Origin of the sequence: Rhodococcus sp. 11-3 (genome assembly GCF_023704055.1) — a bacterium.
GTDB classification, from domain to species: domain Bacteria; phylum Actinomycetota; class Actinomycetes; order Mycobacteriales; family Mycobacteriaceae; genus Rhodococcus; species Rhodococcus aetherivorans.
This window is the reverse complement of sequence record NZ_CP080406.1, coordinates 5,943,749-5,967,059: the sequence shown is the minus strand read 5'-3', so window position 1 is coordinate 5,967,059 and position 23,311 is coordinate 5,943,749. Positions and strand designations below refer to the sequence as shown.

23 protein-coding genes are annotated in these 23,311 nt (G+C 69.7%); 11 read left to right on the top strand and 12 right to left on the bottom strand.

Annotated elements, in window-relative coordinates; translation table 11 throughout:
• The first annotated feature begins 80 nt into the window (after positions 1-80).
• The 3 genes from KZJ41_RS27595 to KZJ41_RS27585 are packed head-to-tail and all read left to right on the top strand — an operon-like array spanning position 81 to position 3,147.
• On the top strand, positions 81-1,331 hold the full coding sequence (locus KZJ41_RS27595) for an acyl-CoA dehydrogenase family protein (protein ID WP_029546715.1): 1,251 nt from the start codon (positions 81-83) through the stop codon (positions 1,329-1,331).
• Complete coding sequence (locus KZJ41_RS27590; RefSeq protein WP_029546714.1) at positions 1,328-2,398, top strand: phosphotransferase family protein; 1,071 nt, start codon at positions 1,328-1,330, stop codon at positions 2,396-2,398. The genes KZJ41_RS27595 and KZJ41_RS27590 overlap by 4 nt, the downstream gene beginning before the upstream one ends.
• Entirely contained in the window at positions 2,395-3,147 is a 753-nt protein-coding gene (locus KZJ41_RS27585; protein WP_006932290.1) for an SDR family oxidoreductase, read from the top strand. Before KZJ41_RS27590 ends, KZJ41_RS27585 begins: the two co-directional genes overlap by 4 nt.
• A 96-nt stretch (positions 3,148-3,243) precedes the next feature.
• Here KZJ41_RS27585 and KZJ41_RS27580 read toward each other — a convergent pair whose 3' ends face one another.
• The 5 genes from KZJ41_RS27580 to KZJ41_RS27560 form a co-directional block, all read right to left on the bottom strand.
• Positions 3,244-4,332: an inositol-3-phosphate synthase gene (locus tag KZJ41_RS27580; protein WP_006932291.1), complete on the bottom strand. Its 1,089-nt coding sequence runs from the start codon at positions 4,330-4,332 to the stop codon at positions 3,244-3,246.
• Positions 4,325-4,882: a PadR family transcriptional regulator gene (locus KZJ41_RS27575; protein WP_006932293.1), complete on the bottom strand. Its 558-nt coding sequence runs from the start codon at positions 4,880-4,882 to the stop codon at positions 4,325-4,327. Before KZJ41_RS27575 ends, KZJ41_RS27580 begins: the two co-directional genes overlap by 8 nt.
• Before the next feature lie 120 nt (positions 4,883-5,002).
• The gene (locus KZJ41_RS27570; RefSeq protein ID WP_231385976.1) at positions 5,003-5,554 is read right to left on the bottom strand and encodes a hypothetical protein; all 552 of its coding nucleotides are present in this window, start codon (positions 5,552-5,554) and stop codon (positions 5,003-5,005) included.
• Positions 5,551-6,378, bottom strand: a complete 828-nt coding sequence (locus tag KZJ41_RS27565; RefSeq protein WP_029546712.1) for a DUF1707 domain-containing protein — start codon at positions 6,376-6,378, stop codon at positions 5,551-5,553. The genes KZJ41_RS27570 and KZJ41_RS27565 overlap by 4 nt, the downstream gene beginning before the upstream one ends.
• 23 nt (positions 6,379-6,401) lie before the next feature.
• Complete coding sequence (locus KZJ41_RS27560; protein WP_029546711.1) at positions 6,402-7,232, bottom strand: DUF1707 domain-containing protein; 831 nt, start codon at positions 7,230-7,232, stop codon at positions 6,402-6,404.
• Positions 7,233-7,326: 94 nt separating this feature from the next.
• Between KZJ41_RS27560 and KZJ41_RS27555 the strand changes: the two genes are divergently transcribed.
• The 3 genes from KZJ41_RS27555 (at position 7,327) to KZJ41_RS27545 (ending at position 12,199) form a co-directional block, all read left to right on the top strand.
• Entirely contained in the window at positions 7,327-7,749 is a 423-nt protein-coding gene (locus tag KZJ41_RS27555; protein ID WP_065923290.1) for a DUF5318 domain-containing protein, read from the top strand.
• 346 nt (positions 7,750-8,095) lie between these two features.
• Positions 8,096-10,612, top strand: a complete 2,517-nt coding sequence (locus KZJ41_RS27550) for a transglycosylase domain-containing protein (protein ID WP_231385975.1) — start codon at positions 8,096-8,098, stop codon at positions 10,610-10,612.
• A gap of 9 nt (positions 10,613-10,621) precedes the next feature.
• Positions 10,622-12,199 carry a glycosyltransferase family 87 protein gene (locus KZJ41_RS27545; protein ID WP_029546708.1) on the top strand — a complete coding sequence of 526 codons (1,578 nt, stop codon included), beginning with the start codon at positions 10,622-10,624 and terminating at the stop codon, positions 12,197-12,199.
• A 99-nt stretch (positions 12,200-12,298) separates the two neighbouring features.
• Here the strand turns inward: KZJ41_RS27545 and KZJ41_RS27540 are convergent, their stop codons facing one another.
• The 4 genes from KZJ41_RS27540 to KZJ41_RS27525 all read right to left on the bottom strand — a co-directional run bounded on the left by KZJ41_RS27540 (position 12,299) and on the right by KZJ41_RS27525 (position 15,090).
• Entirely contained in the window at positions 12,299-12,712 is a 414-nt protein-coding gene (locus KZJ41_RS27540) for a DUF2752 domain-containing protein (RefSeq protein ID WP_043796892.1), read from the bottom strand.
• 11 nt (positions 12,713-12,723) lie between these two features.
• A complete protein-coding gene (locus tag KZJ41_RS27535; RefSeq protein WP_006932305.1) occupies positions 12,724-13,074 on the bottom strand; it encodes a CD225/dispanin family protein in 351 nt (116 codons plus the stop codon).
• 76 nt (positions 13,075-13,150) lie between these two features.
• On the bottom strand, positions 13,151-13,750 hold the full coding sequence (locus KZJ41_RS27530) for a GNAT family N-acetyltransferase (protein ID WP_006932307.1): 600 nt from the start codon (positions 13,748-13,750) through the stop codon (positions 13,151-13,153).
• Positions 13,747-15,090, bottom strand: a complete 1,344-nt coding sequence (locus KZJ41_RS27525) for a glycosyltransferase 87 family protein (RefSeq protein ID WP_206530792.1) — start codon at positions 15,088-15,090, stop codon at positions 13,747-13,749. Before KZJ41_RS27525 ends, KZJ41_RS27530 begins: the two co-directional genes overlap by 4 nt.
• A 130-nt stretch (positions 15,091-15,220) precedes the next feature.
• Here KZJ41_RS27525 and rpsF point away from each other — a divergent pair, with 130 nt between their 5' ends.
• From rpsF to dnaB, 5 genes are all read left to right on the top strand, one after another.
• Entirely contained in the window at positions 15,221-15,508 is a 288-nt protein-coding gene (gene rpsF / locus KZJ41_RS27520) for a 30S ribosomal protein S6 (RefSeq protein ID WP_003938619.1), read from the top strand.
• Positions 15,509-15,572: 64 nt separating this feature from the next.
• Complete coding sequence (locus KZJ41_RS27515) at positions 15,573-16,082, top strand: single-stranded DNA-binding protein (protein ID WP_006932313.1); 510 nt, start codon at positions 15,573-15,575, stop codon at positions 16,080-16,082.
• A gap of 43 nt (positions 16,083-16,125) precedes the next feature.
• Positions 16,126-16,368: a 30S ribosomal protein S18 gene (rpsR, locus tag KZJ41_RS27510; RefSeq protein WP_003938621.1), complete on the top strand. Its 243-nt coding sequence runs from the start codon at positions 16,126-16,128 to the stop codon at positions 16,366-16,368.
• Between the two features lie 19 nt (positions 16,369-16,387).
• Positions 16,388-16,843 (top strand): 50S ribosomal protein L9, encoded by a 456-nt coding sequence (gene rplI, locus KZJ41_RS27505; protein WP_006932315.1) that lies wholly within the window; start codon positions 16,388-16,390, stop codon positions 16,841-16,843.
• A gap of 472 nt (positions 16,844-17,315) precedes the next feature.
• Positions 17,316-20,531, top strand: coding sequence for a replicative DNA helicase (gene dnaB, locus KZJ41_RS27500; protein WP_251549942.1), 3,216 nt, complete (start codon positions 17,316-17,318; stop codon positions 20,529-20,531).
• Positions 20,532-20,641: 110 nt separating this feature from the next.
• On the opposite strand, the gene KZJ41_RS27495 is transcribed toward dnaB, so the two are convergent.
• The 3 genes from KZJ41_RS27495 to KZJ41_RS27485 form a co-directional block, all read right to left on the bottom strand.
• Entirely contained in the window at positions 20,642-21,961 is a 1,320-nt protein-coding gene (locus tag KZJ41_RS27495) for an aromatic acid/H+ symport family MFS transporter (protein ID WP_029546702.1), read from the bottom strand.
• 308 nt (positions 21,962-22,269) lie between these two features.
• Positions 22,270-22,686, bottom strand: coding sequence for a TIGR03618 family F420-dependent PPOX class oxidoreductase (locus KZJ41_RS27490; protein ID WP_029546701.1), 417 nt, complete (start codon positions 22,684-22,686; stop codon positions 22,270-22,272).
• Between the two features lie 58 nt (positions 22,687-22,744).
• Complete coding sequence (locus KZJ41_RS27485) at positions 22,745-23,305, bottom strand: dihydrofolate reductase family protein (RefSeq protein ID WP_029546700.1); 561 nt, start codon at positions 23,303-23,305, stop codon at positions 22,745-22,747.
• Between the last annotated feature and the right edge of the window lie 6 nt (positions 23,306-23,311).

Genomic DNA, 23,311 nt, shown 5'->3' with positions numbered 1-23,311 from the left:
ATGGTCCCTCCCTCTTGATGGTGTGCTGCGCGCCCGGCTAGTCTAACTAAGCATTGCTCAGTTAGAGCCACGGAGGCCTCATGGATTTCGGTCAATCGGAACGCTCGCGCGAGTATCTCGAGCGGCTGCGCAGCTTCGTCGCCACCGAGGTGGTGCCCGTGGAGGAGCGGCTGCGCCGGGAGCGGGTCGCCCCCTTCGCGGCGCGCGGCGACAGCTCGGGTGCCGCGACGTGGTCGGTGCCCGACGAGTTCCGCGAACTGCAGCGCAAGGCCCGCGCCCAGGGCCTGTGGAACCTCTTCCTCCCCGATTCCGAACTCGGTGCGGGCCTGTCGAACGTCGAATACGCCCCCCTGGCGGAGGAGATGGGCCGCTCCCCGTTCCGGTCGTCGATCTTCAACTGCGACGCCCCGGACACCGGCAACATGGAGGTGCTCTACCACTACGGCAGCCCCGAACAGAAGGAACGCTGGCTGCGTCCCCTCCTCGACGGCGAGATCCGCTCGGCGTTCTGCATGACCGAGCCCGGTGTCGCGTCCTCGGACGCGACGAACATGGCGGCCACCGCCGTCGTCGAGGGCGACGAGGTGGTGCTCAACGGAAGCAAGTGGTGGAGCACGGGCATCGGCAGCCCCGACTGCAAGATCCTCATCTTCATGGGCCTCACCGACCCGCACGCACCCAAGCACCAGCAGCACTCGATGGTGCTGGTGCCGATCGACACCCCCGGGGTGAAGGTCGAGCGGATGCTGTCCGCCATGGGCTTCTACGACGAGCCCGGCGGCCACGGCGAGGTGTCGTTCACCGACGTGCGCCTGCCGCTCGACGCGATCATCGCCGGCCCCGGCCGCGGATTCGAGATCGCCCAGGGCCGCCTCGGTCCCGGCCGCGTCCACCACTGCATGCGCCTGATCGGGCTCGCCGAGCACGCCCTCGAACTCGCCTGCCGCCGGGGCCTCGACCGCGTCGCGTTCGGCAAGCCCCTGGTCAACCTCGGCGGCAACCGCGAGCGCATCGCCGACGCCCGCATCGCGATCAATCAGCTGCGGCTGCTCGTGCTGCACACCGCCTGGCTGCTCGACACCCAGGGCCTGTCCGGCGCGCGTTCCGCCGTCTCCGAGATCAAGGTCGCCACCCCGCGCGTGGTGCAGCAGGTGATCGACTTCGCCATCCAGATCCATGGCGGCGCAGGTCTTTCGGACGACTTCCCGCTCGCCGGTGCCTGGACGGCCGCGCGGGCGCTGCGCCTGGCCGACGGCCCCGACGAGGTGCACCAGGGCCTGGTGGCCCGCTTCGAACTCGGCAAGTACAACAACCCGGAGGGGCGCAAGTGACGATTCCCGACAACGCCCGCGCCGTCCGCGACGAGGACACCTTCGACGTCGCGGCCGTCGCGGCCTGGCTCGGCGAGCACGCCGGCATCGCCGGGACCCCCGAGGTCCACCAGTTCTCCGGTGGCGCTTCGAATCTCACCTATCTGTTGCGCTACCCCGACCGGGACCTCGTGCTGCGCCGGCCGCCGGTGGGAGCCAAGCCGTCCTCCGGTCACGACATGGTCCGCGAGTACCGCATCCAGTCGCTGCTCGCGCCCGCCTACCGGTACGTGCCGCGCATGGTCGGCCTGTGCACCGACCACAGCGTGCTCGGCAGCGACTTCTACGTGATGGAGCGGGTACCGGGGACGATCCTGCGGGCGAACCCGCCGGCCGAGCTCGACCTGACACCCGAGCGCACCCGCACGCTGTGCCTGCGGATCGTCGACCTGCTCGTCGAACTGCACGGCGTCGACCCCGCGTCCACGGGTCTGAGCGAATTCAGTCGCGGCTCGGGGTATGTCGCGCGCCAGGTCGCGGGATGGACCGCGCGCTACGAGAAGGCGCGCACCGAGAACGTCCCGGACTTCGCGCGGGTCACCAAGTGGCTGGACGAGACCCAGCCCGCCGACGTGGCATCGGCGGTCATCCACGGGGACTTCCGGCTCGACAACGTGGTGCTCGACGAGCACGACCCGCTGCAGCCCGTCGCGGTGCTGGACTGGGAGCTGGCCACCGTCGGCGATCCGCTCATGGATCTCGGCTCGTCCCTCGCCTACTGGGTGCAGGCGGACGACGATCCGATGCTGGTCGCCACCAAGCGGCAGCCGTCGGACCTGCCGGGCATGCTCACCCGCCGCGAGATCGTCGACTACTACTCGCAGAAGACCGGCCTCGCCGTGGACAACTGGGGCTTCTACGAGGTCTTCGGGCTCTTCCGGCTCGCGGTGATCGCCCAGCAGATCTACTACCGCTACCACCACGGGCAGACCACCAACCCGGCGTTCAAGGACTTCTGGGTGATCGTCGGCTACCTGGACTCGCGGTGCAACACGCTGATCGACGAGATCGAGGGGGGACGTGCATGAGCACGCGGAGGAACATCCTGATCACCGGCGCGAGCTCCGGCCTCGGCGCCGGCATGGCCCGCGAATTCGCCGCGCGGGGACGCAACCTCGCCCTCGCGGCGCGACGGATCGAGCGACTCGAGGAGTTGCGCGACGAACTGCTCGCGAAGCACCCGGGCATCACCGTCGCGGTGCGGCGGCTCGACGTGGACCGGCACGAGGACGTGTTCACGGTGTTCCGGGAGTTCGACGACGAACTCGGCGGCCTCGACCGGGTGATCGTCAACGCGGGCCTGGGCAAGGGACAGCCGCTGGGCACGGGCTACTTCCGCGCCAATGCGCAGACGGCGAACACCAATTTCCTGGGCGCGCTGGCGCAGAGCGAGGCCGCCCTCGAGCTCATGCGCCCCCGCAACGCCGGTCACGTGGTGCTGATCTCGTCGGTGAGTGCGGTGCGCGGGATGCCGCGCAATCTCACGACGTACGCGGCGTCGAAGGCCGCCGTCGCGGCGCTCGGCGAGGGCATGCGTGCGGACCTGGCCCGCACGGGCATCCGGGTGAGCACGATCTTCCCGGGGTTCATCCGCTCGGAGATCAACGAGAAGGTCGAGAACGTGCCGTTCATCGTCGACACCGAGACCGGGTGCCGCGCGCTGGCGGCCGCGATCGAGAAGGAACCGCACAAGGCGTACGTCCCGAGCTGGCCGTGGACGCCGCTCGCCTATGCGATGAAGGTGCTGCCGCTGTCCGTCGTCAGCCGGATGGTGTGAGTTCCCGCCCCCGACGCGAAGTGGCCGAATGTCACATTCCTTCAGTTGGATCGAAGGAATGTGACATTCGGCCACAGAGGCGGTGGAAGCCGCGGATCAGGCGTCGGCGCCGATGATGAAGGCCTCGAGCTCGGCGCGAGCCTTGTCGTCGGCCATCTGGACCGGCGGGGACTTCATCAGGTAGGCGGAGGCCGGCAGCACGGGGCCGCCGATGCCGCGGTCCTTGGCGATCTTCGCGGCGCGGATGGCGTCGATGATGATGCCGGCCGAGTTGGGCGAGTCCCACACCTCGAGCTTGTACTCGAGGTTCAGCGGCACGTCACCGAAGGCGCGGCCCTCGAGGCGGACGTACGCCCACTTGCGGTCGTCGAGCCAGCCGACGTGGTCGGACGGGCCGATGTGGACGTCGTTGGCGCCCATCTCCTTCTTGAGGTTGGAGGTGACGGCCTGGGTCTTGGAGATCTTCTTCGACTCGAGGCGCTCACGCTCGAGCATGTTCTTGAAGTCCATGTTGCCGCCGACGTTGAGCTGCATGGTGCGGTCGAGCTGCACACCGCGGTCCTCGAACAGCTTCGCCATCACGCGGTGGGTGATGGTGGCGCCGACCTGCGACTTGATGTCGTCGCCGACGATCGGGACGCCGGCCTCGGTGAACTTGGCGGCCCACTCCGGGTCGGAGGCGATGAACACGGGCAGCGCGTTGACGAAGGCGACGCCGGCGTCGATGCAGCACTGGGCGTAGAACTTGTCGGCCTCTTCGGAACCGACGGGCAGGTAGGACACGAGCACGTCGACCTTCGCGTCCTTCAGCGCCTGCACGACGTCCACGGGCTCGGCCTCGGAGAGCTCGATGGTCTCGGCGTAGTACTTGCCGATGCCGTCGAGGGTGTGGCCGCGCTGGACGGTGACGCCGCTCGGCGGCACGTCGGCGATCTTGATGGTGTTGTTCTCGCTGGCGAAGATCGCCTCGGAGAGGTCGAAGCCGACCTTCTTCGCGTCCACGTCGAACGCGGCGACGAACTGGACGTCGCGCACGTGGTACCGGCCGAACTCGACATGCATCAGGCCCGGAACGGTGGTGCCCGCCTCCGCGTCCTTGTAGTACTCGACGCCCTGGACCAGGGACGAGGCACAGTTCCCCACGCCTACAATGGCCACGCGCACCGAGGTGCTGTTCTCACCCATGGTCGGGTTCTCCTTCTGTGTTGCGTTGTGCTGTCGACTGCTCGGCGGCGATCAATTCGTTGAGCCAGCGGACCTCGCGCTCGCTCGACTCGAGCCCGAGCTGATGAAGCTGACGGGTGTAGCGGTCCAAGGTGCCGCTCGCCCGCCCGATTGCGTCGCGGAGCCCTTCTCTGCGCTCCTCGACCTGGCGGCGCCTGCCCTCGAGGATCCGCATCCGCGCCTCGGCGGGGGTGCGGCTGAAGAAGGCGAGGTGCACGCCGAAACCGTCGTCGGTGTAGTTCTGCGGCCCGGTGTCGGCCACCAGCTCGGAGAAGCGCTTACGGCCCTCCGGGGTGAGCTGGTACACGCGACGGGCTCGTCGCATGACGGTGCCGGGTGCTCCCGAGTCCTCCTCGATGAGTCCGTCGGCCTGCATACGTCGCAGCGTCGGGTAGAGGGAACCGTAGGAAAAGGCGCGGAACGCGCCGAGCAGTCCGGTCAGTCGTTTGCGGAGCTCGTAGCCGTGCATGGGCGACTCGAGGAGCAGCCCGAGGATTGCCAGCTCGAGCAAAGGGCCTCCTCCACCGTGTCGATGAACTTATCCGAGTGATGCGATTGTCGATTATATCGCACCGATATATAGGACGATACTGGAGCGGAGTGCATGTAACAACGGGTATCGGTAAATCGGTCAGGGTTCGTACGGGAACACCGCGATCGGCGTGCCGTCGAACGCGAAGACGAGATGCCCGCCCTGATCGGTGCCGGGACGCTGCGCGTGGACCACGACCGTGGCCCGGCCCTCGTCGTCGACGTCGACGCCGACCTGCTCCACCCGGCCGTCGGGCACCCGCAGCGTCGCGGGAGCGCCGAGGATCATCTCCGACACCGCGACCAGGTCCAGGCCCGCCAGATCGAAGGCCACCGCATCCGACGGCCGGGTACTCGGACTGCTCCACGAGTCGAACTCGCCGTCGAAGGTGTACGAGAGATACCGGTGCGGATCGCCGGCCACCGCCCGGTCGAACGACGCATGCTCCGGGAACAGGGTCAGGTCGTCGACCAGCGTGTCGCCGAACTCGGCCCGATAGTCCTCGACGAACCGGGCCAGCCCCTGCGGCGACGTCAGGTCCGGCAGCGGCTCCGGCCCGTCCGCCGCGTTCCCGACGACTCCCGCCAGCGCGCCCGTCACGGCCCCCACCGCGACGGTCGTCGCCGCGATCACCACACGCCGGGCCCTCACCGGGTCCCCCGGTTCTCGAACCGATGCAGCTCGATCAGTTCGCCCTGCGGCGTCACCTCGAGGAATCCGGTCTCGCCCGCCGTGTTGCGCACGAAGATGCGCACCGACGGCTGGTCGTACGAGAAGCCGACCGAGATGTGGCCGACCGTGCCGTCCGGCACGCCGACGCTCTGCGGCGCCCCCGCGACGTAGCGGGCGATCTCGTCGACGTCCAGCGTCGCCAGGTCGACCACCGGGGTGTCCACGGCACGGGTCCGGGGCGCATGGTCCGGGTCGAAACCGCCGCGGTAGGTGTACGACACCATGCGGTCCGGGACGTCGGGGACGGAGCGGGTGATGCTCGCGTGCTGCTCGAAGAAGTCCACCTTGTCGACGAGCGTGTTCCCGAACGCCGCCAGGTGGTCGGCCCGGTACTGCTCGAGGCCCGCCCGGGTCACCAGGCTCGGCGTCGGCACCACGACCGGTCGCAGCGCCGCCGGGTCGAGGTACAGCGCCTGCTGCGCCCCGGCGGGTGGCGGGTCGGCGCGCACCCAGCGGAACGTCGCCACCCCCGCCACCACCGCCGCCGTCACCACGGCCCCGGCGAACACCCAGGGACCCCAGGCGCGGACCCGTGCCGCCGCGGCGGCGCCCGGGCTCGCCTGCAGGTCGGCGACCAGTTCGTCGAGCTCGCCGAGCGTGTCCGCCGCACCGGCGCGCGCATCCCGGACCTCGTGCTCGGCGCCCGAGAGCTGACCGTCCGCATACGCCGCGTCGAGCCGCGCCCGGACCGCAGCCCGATCGGCGTCGCGTGCCCTGGTGGAAGGCGAATGGCGGCCGATCATGCGGGAGATCGTAACGACGCAGCTCAGAACACGCCCAGCACGCCGCCGTCGAACAGAATCTTCACGTACCGCGTGCCGTCGCCGGACTCGACGTAGATGGTCACCGCCGGGGTGCCGTCGTGGGCGAACGACACGTGCGAGACCGTGCCGCCGGGCAGGCCGACCAGCGCGGGCGCCTCCGCGATCCGGGCGGTCACGGCCCCCGCGTCGACCGCGCCGAGGTCGAAGTCCTGGTAGCCGGGGAAGCGCTGCACCGTCACCGGTTGGGCCCGCAGTGCCCCACCCGCGTAGGTGTACGTCGCGATCCGGCCCGGCTCGTCCGGCAGCGCCCGTTCGATGTGGGCCCGCTCCGGACGGAGGACCAGCCGGTACACGACCGTGTTGCCGAAGCGGTCCCGCACCGCCGCGAGAACCGCCTCGAACCCGCCGGGCTCGAGCGGCCGGACCGGGGTCACAACGATCGGATCGACACCGTCGTCGGGGACCGCCACCGGCGCGGCGGGCTGCTCCCGCACCGCCGCGGGTCCCGGCGCCGGGCCGTCCCCATCCGACAGCATCACCGCCGCGCCGGCCGCCGCAGCCGCCACCGCGACCGTCACGGCGGCGGCCCGGCGCAGACCGGGCCGGCGGCCCGACGGCGGCGCTGCGAGGTCCCCGGAATCCTCCGGTGGCTGCAGGTCGCGGACCAGGTCCGCGAGCTCGCCCAGCGTCTTTGCGGACATCGCCCGGGCCGTCCGATCCCGGTGCTCCCCGAAATCGAGCTGGCCGTCGGCGTAGGCGGTGTCGAGACGGCCACAGACCAGTGCCCGGTCGATGTCGCGTGCCCGCGTTCGCGGCGTGTGTCGGCTCACCACCCGGGCAGCCTAGAACGCCCGATATGGGCGCGTCGCGCAGTCGCGCGCCCCACACCCCGCCCACCCACGTGCCGTCCGCACGTACTCTGGACCCGTGCGGATACAGCGGCAGGTGGTGGACTACGCGCTGCAGCGCAGGTCGCTGCTCGCCCAGGTCTACTCGGGGCGGACCGGCGTCGCAGAGGTGTGCGACGCCAGCCCCTACCTGCTCCGCGCCGCCAAGTTCCACGGTCGGGGCAGTGACGTGGTCTGCCCGATCTGCCGCAAGGAGCAGCTGACACTCGTGTCGTGGGTGTTCGGCGACAAGCTCGGCCCGGTGTCCGGGTCGGCCCGCACCGCGGAGGAACTGGTCCGCCTGGCCGCCAGCCAGGAGGAGTTCTCCGTCCACGTGGTCGAGGTGTGCCGCACGTGCAGCTGGAACCACCTTGTCCAGTCCTATGTCCTGGGGGCGGAACCCGCGCCCAAGCGGCCCCGCCGCAGGTCGACCGGCCAGAGCCGCCGCACCGCGAGCGAGTGAGCCGTGCGCGACCCCTGCTGAACCGCCCCGTCCCCGGTGACCCCGTCCCCGGTGACTCCGTCCCCTTGTGACACTGCACTGCCCGAAGAACACTGCACTGCCCGAACGCGCGCTGCCCGACGAGACCGAAGTCTGCAGACGTGAAACGAGGACGCGTGCCACCGCGTCCGCGCTACCGGTTGGAGATGAGTACGTGAGTTCCCCCCACAACGATCCGCAGGGCGAACGGCCGAGGCCGCCGCACGGGAACGGACCGGCAGGTCCCCCGCCGCCGCGGCGACCGGGACCCGTGGGGGGACCCCCGCCCGGACGCGCACCCGGGGGTGGGCCGCCCATGGATCGGCGGATGCCGCCTCCGGGACGCCCCTATCCGCCGCAGCCGCGCCCCCAGCAGGGCGGGCCGCAGCCGTACCCGCCGCAGCAGTTCGCCGCGGGGAACCCACAAGCGCCGCGACCGCAGCAGCCGCCGCAGGACCGCACCCGGCAACTGCCGCCCCAGAACCGGCCCCCGGTGCCGAACCAGAACCGTCAGCAGCCGCCCAACCGGCCGGCCGGCGGCCCGCCCGGGCCCGGCGGGCGTCCCCCCACGCCTCCGCCCACCGCGCGCGGCGGTGGCGACGAGCCGCCCCGCGGTGGTGGCGAGCCCAAGTCGACGCGCTGGCGCACCGTGCGGCGCGTCGGCTACGCGGCCGTGGCGCTGGCTCTGGTACTGCCCATCCTCGCGTTCATGTTGGCCTACGTCGTCCAGGAGGTCCCCCGACCCGGTGACCTGAAGACCAACCAGGTGGCCACCGTCTACGCGGCCGACGGCTCGACCGTCATCACCAAGGTGGTGCCGCCCGAAGGCAACCGCACCGAGGTGCGGCTCGACGAGATTCCCGAGCACGTCCGCAACGCCGTGCTCGCCGCCGAGGACCGCGACTTCTACAGCAACCCGGGATTCTCGGTCAGCGGCTTCGCCCGCGCGGCCCGCGACAACATCCTCGGCCGGGAGAGCGCCGGCGGTGGTTCGACCATCACCCAGCAGTACGTGAAGACGGCGCTGGTCGGATCCGAGCGCACCCTCACCCGCAAGATGAAGGAACTCGTCCTCGCGTCCAAGATGGCCAACCAGTGGTCCAAGGACGACATCCTCGCCGCCTACCTGAACACCATCTACTTCGGGCGCGGTGCGTACGGCATCGCCGCCGCCTCCACGGCGTACTTCGGCAAGCCGGTCGGCGAGCTCAGCGTCGAGGAGGGCGCGGTGCTCGCCTCCTCCATCCAGCTGCCGTCGCTGCTGGACCCGGAGACCAACCCGGAGGGCGCCCAGGCGCGCTGGAACTACGTCCTCGACGGGATGGTGTCCGCCGGCACCCTGAACGCGGCCGACCGGGCGTCGATGCAGTACCCGCGGTACGTGCCGCTGGCCGAGGTCGACAACGGCGGCCAGAGCAACGGGCCGGAGGGCCTGCTGCGCAACCAGGTGCTCCGGGAGCTCTCCGAGGAAGGCATCGACGAGACCCTGCTCAACACCGAGGGACTCCAGATCACCACCACGATCGACCCACAGGCGCAGGAGGCCGCGCTCGACGCCGTCCGCACCAACATGGAGGGCGAGCCGGAGGAGCTGCGCACCGCCGTCGTGTCCGTCGATCCGCGCAGCGGCGCCGTCCGTGCCTACTACGGCGGCGACGACGGCGCCGGGTTCGATTTCGCCCAGTCCGGCCTGCAGACCGGATCGTCGTTCAAGGTGTTCGGCCTGGCCGCCAACCTCGACCAGGGCAACCCGTTGTCCGCCATGTACGACAGCGGCCCGCTCACCGTCAACGGCATCTCGATCGGCAACGTCGAAGGCGAGAACTGCGGTACCTGCACCATCGCCGAGGCGCTGAAGCGGTCGCTCAACACCAGCTTCTACCGGATGATGCTCGAGATGGACAACGGCCCGCAGGCCATCGCCGACATGGCGCACCAGCTCGGCATCCCCGAGGAGATCCCCGGGGTCGGCGAGACCCTGACCGAGCCGGGCGGCGTCGGCCCCAACTACGGCATCGTGCTCGGGCAGTACCAGTCCCGCGTGATCGACATGGCGTCGGCGTATGCGACGCTCGCCGCGTCCGGCACCTACCACGAGCCCTACTTCGTGCAGAAGGTCGTCACCGCCGACGGCACGGTGCTGCTCGACCGCGGCACCCCGGCCGGGGAACAGCGGGTCGACGAGGCCGTCGCCGACAACACCACCGCCGCGATGATGCCGATCGCCGCGTACTCCAACGGGCACGCCCTCGCCGGCGGCCGGCCGTCCGCCTCCAAGACCGGCACCGCCCAGCTCGGGGACACCGGCTCGAACAAGGACGCCTGGATGGTCGGCTACACGCCGTCGCTGTCCACGGCCGTGTGGGTCGGCACCGAACAGGGCCTGCCCCTGGAGAACAGCTGGGGCGGCATGATCTACGGCTCCGGCCTGCCGTCGGACATCTGGAAGGACACGATGGACGGCGCCCTCGACGGCACCGACGTCGAGAAGTTCCCGACGCCCGAACCGATCGCCGGACAGGCCGGCGTGCCGGCGTACTCCGCGCCGGCGCCGCCGAAGACCACGACGCCGACCCCCACGACGACCGAGCGGACGACGCCGGAGCTGCCCACGCCGCCGGAGATCACGACCCGCAACGTCGAGATCCTCCCGGGCGTGACCATCCCCATGCCGGGGGTGGCGCCGCAGACGACCACGCAGCGGGTGCCCACGCCGACTCCCACCACGGAGGCGGACACGCCGGGCTTCGGGACACAGGACGACTCGACCGGCACCGGTGAAGACCAGCAGTCCGGCAACAGCCGGTTCCAGGAGGACCCCGTCGGCGCCACACCCGGCGGGTAGCCTCGCGGGGTGACCGAGAAGAGAGAGCTCGCGTCGCCGGGTCCGCTCGTCGCAGACCGCCGATCCGCGGACTGGCGCGACGCACCCGGATGGACCGACCCGACGGTGTCGCGCCTGTCCACCGTCATCGGCGGACCCGTCGGGCGGTACGCCCTGCTCGGACGCACTCGCTTCTTCACGCCGCTGCGCGCGATGCTGCTCCTCGCGGTGGTGTTCCTCGCCCTCGGCTGGTTCACCAAGGCCGCCTGCATCCAGCAGGGACCGGTCGGCGAGGGCGGCGCGCTCGGACTGGACTGGAGCGACAACCGGCAGTACGTCGCCATGTGCTACTCCGACGTCGTGCCGCTCTACGGCGCCGAACGCCTGAGTACCGGCGCCTTCCCGTACAAGACGTCGTGGGAGGAGCCCGGCCCGGACGGGCAGACCCAGGTCCGGTACATGGAGTATCCGGTCCTCGCCGGCCTCTACCAGTACGTCTCGATGCGGGCCGCGAAGGCCTGGGACGCCACGTCGTGGCTTCCGGGCGGCCTGCAGGTGGCGATCTACTTCGACATCGTCGCCATCGGTCTCGCCATGGCCTGGCTGGCCACCGTGTGGGCCACCGCTCTCTCCGCCGGCCGCCGCATCTGGGACGCGGCGCTCGTCGCCGCCTCGCCGCTGGTCGTCGTGCACGCCTTCACCAACTTCGATGCGCTCGCCACCGCGTTCGCGGCCGGCGGGTTGCTGGCCTGGGCGCGACGGCGACCGGTGCTCGCCGGGGTGCTGCTCGGACTCGGTGCCGCCACCAAGCTGTATCCGCTGCTGCTGTTCGGCCCGCTGTTGCTGCTGTGCCTGCGCACCGGGAAGCTGCGGGCGCTCGGGCAGGCGGCCGGTGCCGCGGCCGTCGCGTGGCTCGTGGTGAACCTGCCGATCATGGTCCTCTACCCGCGCGGCTGGGCCGAGTTCTTCCGGCTCAACACCGACCGCGGCGCGGACCCCGATTCGATCTACAACGTCGTGCGGTCGCTGACCGGCTGGTCCGGCTGGGACACCTCCACGCTGAACTCGGTGTCGCTGCTGCTGTTCGCCGTGGCCTGCGCCGGCATCGCGTGGCTCGCGTGGACGGCTCCGCGCCGCCCCCGCCTCGCCCAGCTGTGCTTCCTCGTGGTTGCCGCGTTCCTGCTCACCAACAAGGTGTGGAGCCCCCAGTACTCGCTGTGGCTGGTGCCGCTCGCCGTGCTGGCTCTGCCGCACCGGCGGATCCTGCTGGCGTGGATGACGATCGACGCCCTCGTCTGGGTGCCGCGCATGTACTTCTATCTCGGCGCCGAGAACAAGGGCCTGCCCGAGCAGTGGTTCACGACCACCGTCCTGCTGCGCGACCTCGCGGTCGTGGCGCTGTGCGCGCTCGTCGTCCGGCAGATTCTCCGGCCGGCCGAAGATCTCGTGCGCTACGGCTTCGTCGACGACCCCGTGGGTGGCGTGCTCGACCATGCCCCCGACGCTCCCCCGCGCCGGCTCCCGGGCCGTCTCCGTCCCGGCATCCGGCGGACATCACCTCCCGAATCGGCCGATCGGCAGACACCCGCGACGAGCACCGTCCCGTAGCCCCGGCCCGAGCCGCGCGCGACGGGTGCTGCCTGTGCGCGTAAAAACTTGCGCGGGAAGCATTTTCGCGCGCTAGTGCTCGTCCGCGACGAGCGCCGTCTACACGCGGAGCGCGTTGAAGGGCGCGACGGGGAGGTTGCGGACGACGAACCAGCCCAGCACGACCCACAGCACGAGCTGCGGCGCCCACCGCCACTGGTACCACTGGGCGATCCGGTGGCCACGGACCCGGCCGGCCGTCCACACGGCGAACGACCACCCCAGGAGAAGCACGGCGAGCACCCCGAGCGCGTTGTACCGCAGGGCGTCCGGAACATCGAGATGCAGCAGCGAATACAGCATCCGCGACGATCCGCACCCGGGACACCAGATGCCGAACAGGACGCGGGTCGGGCACGGCGGGATCGGGCCGCCCGGCGTCGTCGGGTCGGCCCACGCGACGGCCGCGCACACACACGCCGACACGGCCGCCACCCCGACGGGTGCGGCGAGCCGGGCGGCGAGCGTCTGCACGACCGGATGCCTCAGTAGCTCGACGACGAGACCGCCGCGGCGAGGACGACGATGTAGAAGACGACGATCACCACCCACACCGCCACGCTCGCCACCACCGACCAGATCGCCCACTTCTTCGCGTCGTCGGCCGCCCGGCGTGCGGCATCGAACTGGCCCTGCGCCCACAGGGAGTTCACCTGGCTCGCCTTGATGATCGAGACGACACCGAGCGGCAGGCAGCACAGGATCGTCGTGAGAATGCCCCACACCAGGTTGTTCTCGGGCGGCGGCCCGAACTGCGGGCCGGGGTAGTACCCGTATCCGCCCGGCGGGGGATAACCGCCCGGATTGTTCGGCGGGTACTGCGGATAGTCGCTCATCGTCGTCCTCGATCACCCCATCGGGATCCCAGCCTGTTCCGGGGTCCCCCCGCGCGGAAGGGTAGACCAGCCGCGGTCACCTGGCGAGGCGGTCGGCCACCCGCGCCTCGAGACCCACCCGGGCGGCCGGCCAGTCGTCGTCGGTCATCGCGAACAGCGCGGTGGTGCGCCAACTGCCGTCGCGGCGCCGCCGATGCTTGCGCAGCAAGCCCTCGAACCCGGCTCCGAGCCGGGTGATCGCCGCGCGCGACTGCGCGTTGTGTTCGTCGGTGTGCCACTCCACGCGGACCGCGCCGAGATCGTCGAAGGCGCGGCGCAGCAACAGCAGTTTCGACTCGGGATTGGCGGCGCCACCGTGCACCGCGCGCGAGAGCCACGTGTGCCCGACCGCCAGCGTCCGGTGCCGGGGATCGATCAGGTAGTACGACGTGGTGCCGACAACGGCGCCGACGAACTTGTCGACGACCGCGTACGGCAGGCGGTCCGGATCGTCGAGCGCGGTACGGACGAACGCGTCGGCGTCGTCACGTGTCCGGAGGTCGGCGGACGTCCACCGGAAGATCGCGTCGGCATCGTCGACGGCCGCGAGCAGGCCGGGCGCGTGTCCCGCGGCCAGCGGTTCGAGGCGAATCCGCGTGCCGTCGAGCGCCGGCTGTTCGTACCAGGCCGTGCTCATCCGGGTTTTCCGCTCATCGCCGGCATCCGGGGCCGCTCCTCGTCGGGTGGGGTCGGGTCGGGCCGGCGCAGCGGCGCGCCGGCGAACACGAAGAACAGTACGACGAGCAGCACGGCCCGGCCCCACACCCCGACGAGGGTGAGCAGCAGCGGGATCGTGGTGTCGGTCCGGGTCATGGTCGCGTCGAACCACAGGAACACGCCGATGCCGATCGCGAGGTCCACGGTGAGGTACGAGACGATCAGCGGCCACCGCACCCGCAGCAGCACCAGGAACGGCAGCAACCACAGGGTGTACTGCGGCGAATGCACCTTGTGCAGCAGCAGGAATCCGCACAGCATCGCGGCGCCGACCGCCACCCAGGGATAGCAGCCGTCGCGACGGTACCGCCGCCACCCCAGCCACAGCGCCAGCGCGAAGGCGGCGCAGATCAGCAACGGCGAGACGACGGAGACGAGGTCGTTGTACTCGGCCGTGACCTCGGTGTCCTGATAGCCCCCGACGAGGGGCCGCAGCCCCCAGTACCAGATCGAATTGCTCGTGGCGTCGGCCGCGCGGTTGCCCTGGAACTCGAACGATGCGCGCCACCCCGGATACCCGAGCAGCGCGAACGGCAGGTTCACGGCGATCACCGTCGCCGCCGCCGCGGCGCCCACCGCCACCGCGCCCCGCACGTCCCGCCGCGGCCCGGGCTCGTCCCCGCCGGTGAGGACGTATGCGATCAGCGGCAGCACGAAGATGCCGGGATACACCTTGAGACAGAACCCGACGGCGAGCAGGACGGCGGCGATCACCGCGCGGGTGCGCAGCGGCCAGCGGCGCACCCCGAGCACGGCGACGGCCCCGACGGTGGTCGCGACGACGGGCAGGTCCCAGTTCAGGAACGCGTACATCACGAGGGGCGGCGTGGCCGACCAGAGCAGCGCGGCCCACCCGGCCAGCCGGCCGAGGTACCAGGCGACGAGCAGGCCGAACGGTGCCAGCAGCAGCGCGGAGTGCAGGAGGAACTCGGCGTCGGTGTCGGCGCGCAGGGCCCCCACCCACATGAGGATGCCGCTGAGCACCGGGTACTCGACGGTGCCGCCGGTGAGCACGCCGTCGCGGGTGATGCCGCCGTCGAGGAACGGGAACAGGTGCAGGTTGATGCCGCGACCGATCCACAGCTGCTGGATGTCGGAGTAGCAGACCGTGGCGTCCTTGACCGCGTCGAAACGCACGCTGCGCCCCTGCGGGTCGAACGGTGGTGCGGCGCAGCGGGCCTTGTTCAGGTAGCCGAGCCACATGGCGAGCGCGCACGTCACGACGGCGACGAGCGCGGGCGTCCGGGAACTCGTGCGCATGTTCTTCACCCTAGGCGAATTTCGCTGGTCAAGGGCGCATCGTGTAGCCTGCATGGGTTGCTGACGCAACGACCCTCCTGTCACGGACCGTCCGTGACCGCCCATAGTCCATAGGAGGTGATGAGGTCTTATGCGTCATTACGAACTGATGGTCATTCTCGACCCCAGCCTGGACGAGCGCACTGTCGCCCCGTCGCTGGATACGTTCCTCAACGTCGTTCGCCAGGACGGCGGCAAGATCGACAAGGTCGACGTGTGGGGTAAGCGTCGTCTCGCGTACGAGATCGCCAAGCACAGCGAAGGCATCTACGCGGTGATCGACATCAGCGCTACGCCCGCCACGGTTGCGGAGCTGGATCGCCAGCTCGGCCTGAACGAGTCGGTGCTCCGCACCAAGGTTCTGCGCCACGGCAAGTGAGTCTGTCGGCGTCCGGCCGTAGGCTCGGGCGCATCAGGACTCCACACACAGCAGGAGGAACCACATGGCAGGCGACACCGTCATCACCGTCATCGGCAATCTGACGGCTGATCCCGAGCTGCGTTTCACCCCGGCGGGAGCTGCGGTCGCGAACTTCACCGTCGCGTCGACGCCCCGCATCTTCGACCGTCAGTCCAACGAGTGGAAAGACGGCGAGGCGCTGTTCCTGCGCTGCAACATCTGGCGCGAGGCGGCGGAGAACGTGGCCGAGAGCTTGACCCGTGGCTCGCGCGTGATCGTGCAGGGCCGCCTCAAGCAGCGCAGCTACGAGACGCGTGAAGGCGAGAAGCGCACTGTCGTGGAGCTCGAGGTCGACGAGATCGGCCCCTCGCTCCGCTACGCGACGGCCAAGGTCAACAAGGCCAGCCGTGGCGGTGGCGGGGGCGGCTTCGGTGGTTCCTCCGGAGGATCGGGTGGGGCTCGTGCCAGCGCGAGCACCGGCGGGGACGACCCGTGGGGCAGCGCGCCGGCGGCGGCGGGCTCCTTCGGCGGGGACGACGAACCCCCGTTCTGATCCGACCTTCGATCGGAACATTCGGAAAGTACGGAGAAAGACCATGCCTAAGGCGCCCGCGCGCGAAAAGGTTTTGAAGAAGAAGGTCTGCACCTTCTGCAAGGAAAAGAACGTGCAGATCGACTACAAGGACACGACGCTGCTGCGTAAGTACGTCAGCGATCGCGGCAAGATCCGCGCTCGCCGTGTCACGGGCAACTGCGTGCAGCACCAGCGCGACGTTGCCATCGCTGTGAAGAACTCGCGTGAGGTGGCCCTGCTTCCTTACGTCTCGACGGCTCGCTAAGGAAAGGGAGGGACACACGATGAAGCTCATTCTCACCGCTGACGTGGACAACCTCGGTGCGCCTGGCGACACCGTCGAGGTCAAGGACGGCTACGGCCGCAACTACCTGCTGCCCCGCGGCCTGGCGATCGTCGCCACCCGTGGTGCCCAGAAGCAGGTCGAGGGCATCCGCCGCGCCCAGGAGGCTCGTGCGGTGCGCGGCCTCGATCATGCCAAGGAGCTCAAGGCCGCCATCGAGGGCCTCGAGAACGTCTCCCTGGCCGTGAAGACCGCCGGGGACTCGGGCAAGCTGTTCGGCTCGGTCACCGCGGCCGACGTCGCCGGCGCCATCAAGGCCGCCGGTGGCCCGGTCGTCGACAAGCGCATCATCGAGCTGCCCAAGGCGCACATCAAGTCGACCGGCAAGCACACGGTCGTCGTGAAGCTGCACCCGGACGTGACCGCGAAGTTCGATCTGAACGTCGTGGCCGCCTGATTCCGGCTCCCGAAGAGCCCTGCACACACTGTGTGCAGGGCTCTTCGTCGTCTTTCCACAGGGGCTGTGGATAACCCCACAGGGGTACCGGTAGGTTTGTGATCCGCGGCACGGCATTCCGGGGCCGGGAGGACGGAACACGCCCGGAAACACATCCGTGGCGACACGCCGAATCGATTGTTCTCCACACCTGTGAAAGTCGATTTTACCGGTCTGAACAGCAGCGATGCGAAGTGTGAGATGCGTTGTCCCCAGGTTGTCCCCAAGGGGTGCACAAGGCCGTCCTCCCCTTTCCACAATTCATCCACAGTTGTGTGCACAGGCGGATTTGGACGCCGCCCTCCGAGTGCCTAACGTCGAGCGCGCGCGTCCCGGACGACGTGTCGGTGGGGCCGGGTAGAAGTGGTGTCGAGCGCCGGTGGACGGGGTCTGTCCGCGGCGGAGGTGCCGAGAAGGGGAAGGACGGCGTCGCGTGGCTGTAGTAGACGATCGGGGCCATTCCGACTACCCGGGACCGCCCGAGGAGCCGGCCGGCGACTTCGGCCGCCAGCCCCCGCAGGACATGGTTGCGGAGCAGTCCGTGCTCGGTGGCATGCTGCTCAGCAAGGACGCCATCGCCGACGTGCTCGAAGTGCTGCGGCCCGGCGATTTCTACCGCCCCGCCCATCAGGCCGTCTACGACGCCGTCCTCGACCTCTACAGCCGCGGTGAGCCCGCCGACCCCGTCACGGTGTCCGCGGAACTCGACCGGCGCGGAGAACTCCGCCGCATCGGGGGCGCCGCCTACCTGGTGACCCTGACCCAGACCGTGCCCACCGCTGCGAACGCGAGCTACTACGCCGAGATCGTCGCCGAGAAGGCCATCCTGCGCCGCCTCGTCGAGGCCGGAACGCGCATCGTCCAGTACGGTTACGCCGGCTCCGAGGGCCAGGACGTCGCCGAGGTCGTCGACCGGGCCCAGGCCGAGATCTTCGAGGTCTCCGAGCGCCGCACGTCCGAGGACTTCGTCCCGCTCGAAGAGCTGTTGCAGCCCACCATGGACGAGATCGACTCGATCGCCAGCCGCGGCGGCATCTCCCTCGGTGTGCCCACCGGATTCGCCGAGCTCGACGAGGTCACCAACGGCCTCCATCCCGGGCAGATGATCATCGTCGCCGCCCGTCCGGGCGTCGGCAAGGCGCTGGCCCTCGACACTCCCCTGCCCACCCCCGGCGGTTGGACGACCATGGGCGAGGTCGCCGCCGGCGACGAACTCCTCGACGCCCACGGCCGCCCCACCCGGGTGCTGGCCGCCACCGAGGTGCTGCACGGCCGGCCGTGCTTCGAGGTGAAATTCTCCGACGGCACCGTCCTCGTCGCCGACGAACAGCACCAGTGGGTCACCTCCGACGGCGGCCCGTCGCGCGTGCGCACCACCGGGGAGATCGCCGCGTCCCTCGCGGACGGTCACGTCGTCGGCAATGTCGCCGCGCTGCAGCTGCCCGTCGCCGATCTGCCCGTTGCCCCGTTCACCCTCGGCGCCTGGCTCGGCGGCCCCTCCGCCGATCCCCACGTGCACATGCGGGTGCAGGGCGAGGGCGGGTTCGCCGAGGAACTCATGACGCTCGGCGCCCGCATCCCCGGCGCCTACCAGCGGGCAGCGGAACGGCAGCGGCGCGAGCTGCTCGCCGGTCTGCTCGACGCCGGCGGCCACGTCGGCGACGACGGCACCGTCCGCTTCGAATCCGACTGCGCCCGTCTGCGCGACGACGTCGCCGAGCTCCTGGCCGGCCTCGGCTACACCTGCACCACCACCGGCTCCACGGTGCGCTTCGCCACCGACGACGACGTCTTCGTCCTCCCCAGCAAGGCCAAGGCGCACAAGGAGACCCGCACGGGGGTGCCGCGGGAACGCCGCATCGTCGCCGTCCGCCCCGTCGAGTCCGTGCCGGTGCGGTGCGTCGAGGTCGACGGCGAGCACCTGTACCTCGCCGGACGGTCCATGATCCCCACCCACAACTCCACGCTCGGCATGGACTTCCTGCGGTCCTGCTCCGTCAAGCACGGCATGGCCTCCGTCATGTTCTCCCTCGAGATGGGCAAGACCGAAATCGTCATGCGGCTGCTCTCGGCCGAGGCGAAGATCAAGCTCGGCGACATGCGTTCGGGCCGCATGACCGACGACGACTGGACCCGGCTCGCCCGGCGGATGAGCGAGATCAGCGAAGCGCCGCTGTACATCGACGACTCCCCCAACCTGACGATGATGGAGATCCGCGCAAAGGCGCGGCGCCTCAAGCAGAAACACGACATCCGGCTGATCGTCGTCGACTACCTGCAGCTGATGACCTCCGGTAAGAAGGTCGAGTCCCGCCAGCAGGAGGTCTCCGAATTCTCCCGTAGCCTCAAGCTTCTCGCGAAGGAGCTCGAGGTCCCGGTGGTCGCGATCTGTCAGCTCAACCGTGGCCCCGAGCAGCGCACCGACAAGAAGCCGATGGTCTCCGATCTTCGCGAGTCGGGTTGCCTCACTGCGAGCACCCGCGTCCTGCGCGCGGACAACGGCTGCGCGGTCACCCTCGGCGAGTTGCTGGCCAGTGGTGAACAGCCCGTCGTCTGGTCGCTGGACGAGCGCATGCGTATGGTCGCCCGCCCGATGACCAAGGTGTTCCCGAGCGGACGCAAGGAAGTGTTCCGTCTGACGCTCGACTCCGGGCGTCAGGTCGAGGCCACCGCGAACCATCCCTTCCTCACCGTGGACGGGTGGATTCCCCTCGGCGAGCTGACGGCCGGGGAGCGCGTCGCAGTACCCCGCGCGGTTCCTGCCCCCCTCGAGACGCACGCCGTCTCGGAGGACGACGTCGTCGCGCTGGCTGAGCGCACCGTCGCCGATAGCTCTGTTCCGCCACAGGCATTCTCGCTGCCGAAGGAACAGATCGCCGCGCTCGTGTGCCACGTCTGGGAGGGCAACGGGATCGTCGCGTGGGACGCGGTCGAAGGACGAGCCGCTGTCCGGTATCCGTCCGCAGACCGGCGCCTCGCCGACGACTTGGCCCGCCTTCTCCTGCGAATCGGTGTCTTCGCTCGGATCGCCGCGGCCGGAACAGGCTCGGGCTGGGATGTTGTCGTCACCGGTCCGGAGAATCAGGCCGTCTTCCTGCACGACGTGGGTGCACACGGCACTGCGGCGCAGTGGGTGCTCGCTCAGCTCGGGCCGAAGCTCGTACGCCACGACGCCGACACCCTGACACCCGACGTTGAGGCGACGCTGAGCCGGCTCCTCGCAGTCGAGGAGCTCGCCCCCCGTGAGCTGGTCGCGGCCGCGGCTTCGCGGTCCGCAGGGGGTTCGCGATCGAGTCTGGCCCAGGTGGCGGGCGTCCTCGACACCGCCGACATCGAAATGCTCGCCACCAACAATGTGTACTGGGACGAGATCGTGTCCGTCACCAGCATCGGTGAGCAGGACGTGTTCGACGGGACCGTCCCGGGCACACACAACTTCGTTGCCGACGGCATCTCGGTGCACAACAGTCTCGAGCAGGACGCCGACATGGTGATCCTGCTGCACCGGCCCGACGCATTCGAACGTGACGACCCGCGCGGCGGCGAGGCGGACCTGATCCTCGGCAAGCACCGCAACGGTCCGACCGCCACCATCACCGTCGCGCACCAGCTGCACCTGTCGCGGTTCGTGGACATGGCGCGGGGCTGAGAGATCCGGTTCGCATCACTTAGCGACGTCCGACGGATTCGCTCACCGATTCGGAATCTACCCACGCAATTGACGCGGCAAATTCCGAATCAGTGAGCAAGTTTCGAGTGTTACCGCACCGGCCGGCTCGTCGACAGCGCGAGGGCGCCGAGTACGCCGACGGCGGCGAAGGCGTAGAAGCCCCAGGGGTAGGCGACGCCGGCCTGCAGCAGCGCGCCGCCGAGGATCGGACCGCAGATCGCGCCGATGCGGCCCACGCCGGCGGACCAGCCGAGCGCCGTGGCGCGTGCCTCGGCCGGGTAGGCCGCGCTCGTGAAGGCGTAGACGAGTACCTGGGAGCTGAAGACGAAGCACCCGGCGAGGAACACCAGCACGTAGACGCCGTAGGCGAGGTTGATGCTGAGCGTGGCGAGGAACAGCGCGGCGAGCGTGAACCATGCGATGCCCGCGGTGCGGGCACCGATCCGGTCGGCGACGCGGCCGGCGACGAGCAGGCCCGCGACGGCACCGGCGTTGAGCACGAGCAGCAGCGACAGCGACGCACCGAGGTCGTATCCGGCTTCCCGCATGATCGTCGGCAGCCAGGTGTTGAGGCCGTAGACCAGGAGCAGGCCCATGAATGAGGTGACCCAGATGGACACGCTGGTGCGCAGCAGCTGCGGCGAGAACAGAGTCCGCACCGGCGATCCCGGTTTCGAGGTCTTCGCGACATCCGCGGGGCGGTCGGTGTCCGACGGCACCGTGGTCACATCGATGGGCGGAAGTCCGTAGTCGGCGGCGATGCGCTCGGCTTCGTCGTGCCGGCCTCGCACCGACAGGTAGGCCGGCGACTCGGGCAGGTAGCGGATCATCAGCGGGACGAGGACGAACGCCGGCAGGGTGCCCGCGATGAACATCGAACGCCACCCCGAACTTTCGAGGAGAACGAGGGCCAGCAGCGCGGTCGCCACGGCGCCGACGTGATAGCCGGTCATGACGGTCGTCGACGCGGATCCCTTTTTGCCGGGCATGAATTCGGCGACGATCGCCAACGCGGTGGGCAGTGCGCCGCCGAGCCCGAGACCCGCGAGGAAGCGCAGGCCGCCGAGCATCTCCGGCGAGGTCGCGAATGCACACGCGAGTGTCAGCACCGAGAAGGCGGTGACGGAGAAGATGAGGGTGCGTCGCCGGCCGAGGACGTCGGTGAGGGTGCCGATAGCCAGGGCTCCGAGTGTCATGCCGACCAGGCCGGCGGTCGAGATGACCGTGAGGCCGCCTGCGTCGAGGTTCCAGTCCGGGTAGTCCAGCAACGCCGGATTCACCGCGCCGAGAACGACGAGGTCGAAGCCGTCGAGAAGTACCGCGACCCAGCACAGCGCGACGACGAGACTCGCGGAGCGGGTTGTGTGTCGGGGCGCCTGGGCGGCGGTCCGATCCGAGCTTGTTCGCATAGTGCACACCTGTTCGTAACCGAGTGATCGTTCGGATTGTGACTGCGCGCGCTGCGATACGTCAACTCGGCCGCGGCGCGGGGCCGACCGCGAAAATTGATCAGGCAGAATCTATTTCACTCAGCGAAAACGGCCATTGTGCTTACGGTCCGGGGATGGTGGGGGTCGGGATCCGCTCTGGCCGAAAATTCACGCGCCGCACCGGAATTCGCTGCGGCAGTTCAGCGCGCGAATTCCGGTGCGGCGTGCGGATCACGGTCGCCGTCGTGCCGGGGCGGCCCGGGAACCGATCGTTCGAGTGTTGTGGCTCAGGTTCCGGTGTCCGAGGGATGTCGGAACGGGAGATCCTGCAGGTGAACTCGCTCGGGTTCGATGAGCGACACGATCGCTGAGCGCATGGGGAAGTCGCTGCCGATGTAGCGGTTGCTCATTCGGTCCATGATCGCGACCGCTTCGTCGCCTTCGAGTTCCTCGACGACCCGGCCGCGGACGACGACCGACCGATACGGGTTGTGCTCATCGCAGACCGACACGGCGACGCGCCCGTCACGGCGCAGATTGGCGACCTTCCGGTTCTCCTGAGCGGAGAATATCGCCAAGTGATCACCTTCGACCGCGATCCACACCGGGGAGACGTGCGGCGAGCCGTCGGGCATGAGCGTCGCGACGTGCGCCATGTTCCGCGCCCCGAGCAGAGCCCGCACGTCGCCGGACAGATCGGCCATGCCCGGTAGCCTACTCGCGCCGACGACGGTGCCGAGGCTGTTTGCCGCCGCAGGGGAATCAGCCCGCCGCGTAGCGGGAGAAGGTGATGCCGGAACGGAAGGCGTTCGCTGCGAGCAGGCGCAGCCGCGGCAACGCGAATCCGTCCGGAAACAACCGGCGTCCGCGGCCCTGCACGACGGGATGGACGAACAGCCGGTATTCGTCCACGAGTCCGGCCTCGATCAGGGCGTGGCACAGCGAGATGCTGCCGGTGACCACGATGTCCCGGCCCATGCGCGCCTTCAGGGCGCGTATCGCGGCCAGAGGCTCGGCGGAGAGGACGGTGGTGTGCTGCCACTGCGGATCCGTCACGGTCGAGGACACCACGTACTTCTGCACCTGGTCGAGATACGCGGAGATGCCCGTGGGATCGTCGGTCCGCCCCGGCCAGTAGCCCCGGAAGTCCTCGAACGTCCGTCGGCCGAGCACCAGCGCGTCGGACTCGCTGTCCTGCCGGTGCAGTTCCGCCAGATGATCCGAATTGTCCACCTCCGCCTGACCCTGGGGGTCGAACCAGTCCCCCAGCATCTCGATCGAACCGTCGAGGGTGACGTTCTGGGTGATGGCAAGTGTCCGCAACGGGTC

Bases quoted from the DNA above. Each gene is read 5' to 3' on its own strand.
- KZJ41_RS27530 (WP_006932307.1), bottom strand. From the start codon at position 13,750: ATGAGCACGGCCTGGTACGAACAGCCGGCGCTCGACGGCACGCGGATT.
- KZJ41_RS27580 (WP_006932291.1), bottom strand. From the start codon at position 4,332: ATGGGTGAGAACAGCACCTCGGTGCGCGTGGCCATTGTAGGCGTGGGG.
- KZJ41_RS27535 (WP_006932305.1), bottom strand. From the start codon at position 13,074: ATGAGCGACTATCCGCAGTACCCGCCGAACAATCCGGGCGGTTATCCC.
- rpsF (WP_003938619.1), top strand. From the start codon at position 15,221: ATGCGTCATTACGAACTGATGGTCATTCTCGACCCCAGCCTGGACGAG.
- KZJ41_RS27515 (WP_006932313.1), top strand. From the start codon at position 15,573: ATGGCAGGCGACACCGTCATCACCGTCATCGGCAATCTGACGGCTGAT.
- KZJ41_RS27490 (WP_029546701.1), bottom strand. From the start codon at position 22,686: ATGGCCGATCTGTCCGGCGACGTGCGGGCTCTGCTCGGGGCGCGGAAC.
- KZJ41_RS27565 (WP_029546712.1), bottom strand. From the start codon at position 6,378: ATGATCGGCCGCCATTCGCCTTCCACCAGGGCACGCGACGCCGATCGG.
- rpsR (WP_003938621.1), top strand. From the start codon at position 16,126: ATGCCTAAGGCGCCCGCGCGCGAAAAGGTTTTGAAGAAGAAGGTCTGC.
- rplI (WP_006932315.1), top strand. From the start codon at position 16,388: ATGAAGCTCATTCTCACCGCTGACGTGGACAACCTCGGTGCGCCTGGC.
- KZJ41_RS27525 (WP_206530792.1), bottom strand. From the start codon at position 15,090: ATGCGCACGAGTTCCCGGACGCCCGCGCTCGTCGCCGTCGTGACGTGC.
- KZJ41_RS27595 (WP_029546715.1), top strand. From the start codon at position 81: ATGGATTTCGGTCAATCGGAACGCTCGCGCGAGTATCTCGAGCGGCTG.
- KZJ41_RS27550 (WP_231385975.1), top strand. From the start codon at position 8,096: ATGCCGCCTCCGGGACGCCCCTATCCGCCGCAGCCGCGCCCCCAGCAG.
- KZJ41_RS27495 (WP_029546702.1), bottom strand. From the start codon at position 21,961: ATGCGAACAAGCTCGGATCGGACCGCCGCCCAGGCGCCCCGACACACA.
- KZJ41_RS27585 (WP_006932290.1), top strand. From the start codon at position 2,395: ATGAGCACGCGGAGGAACATCCTGATCACCGGCGCGAGCTCCGGCCTC.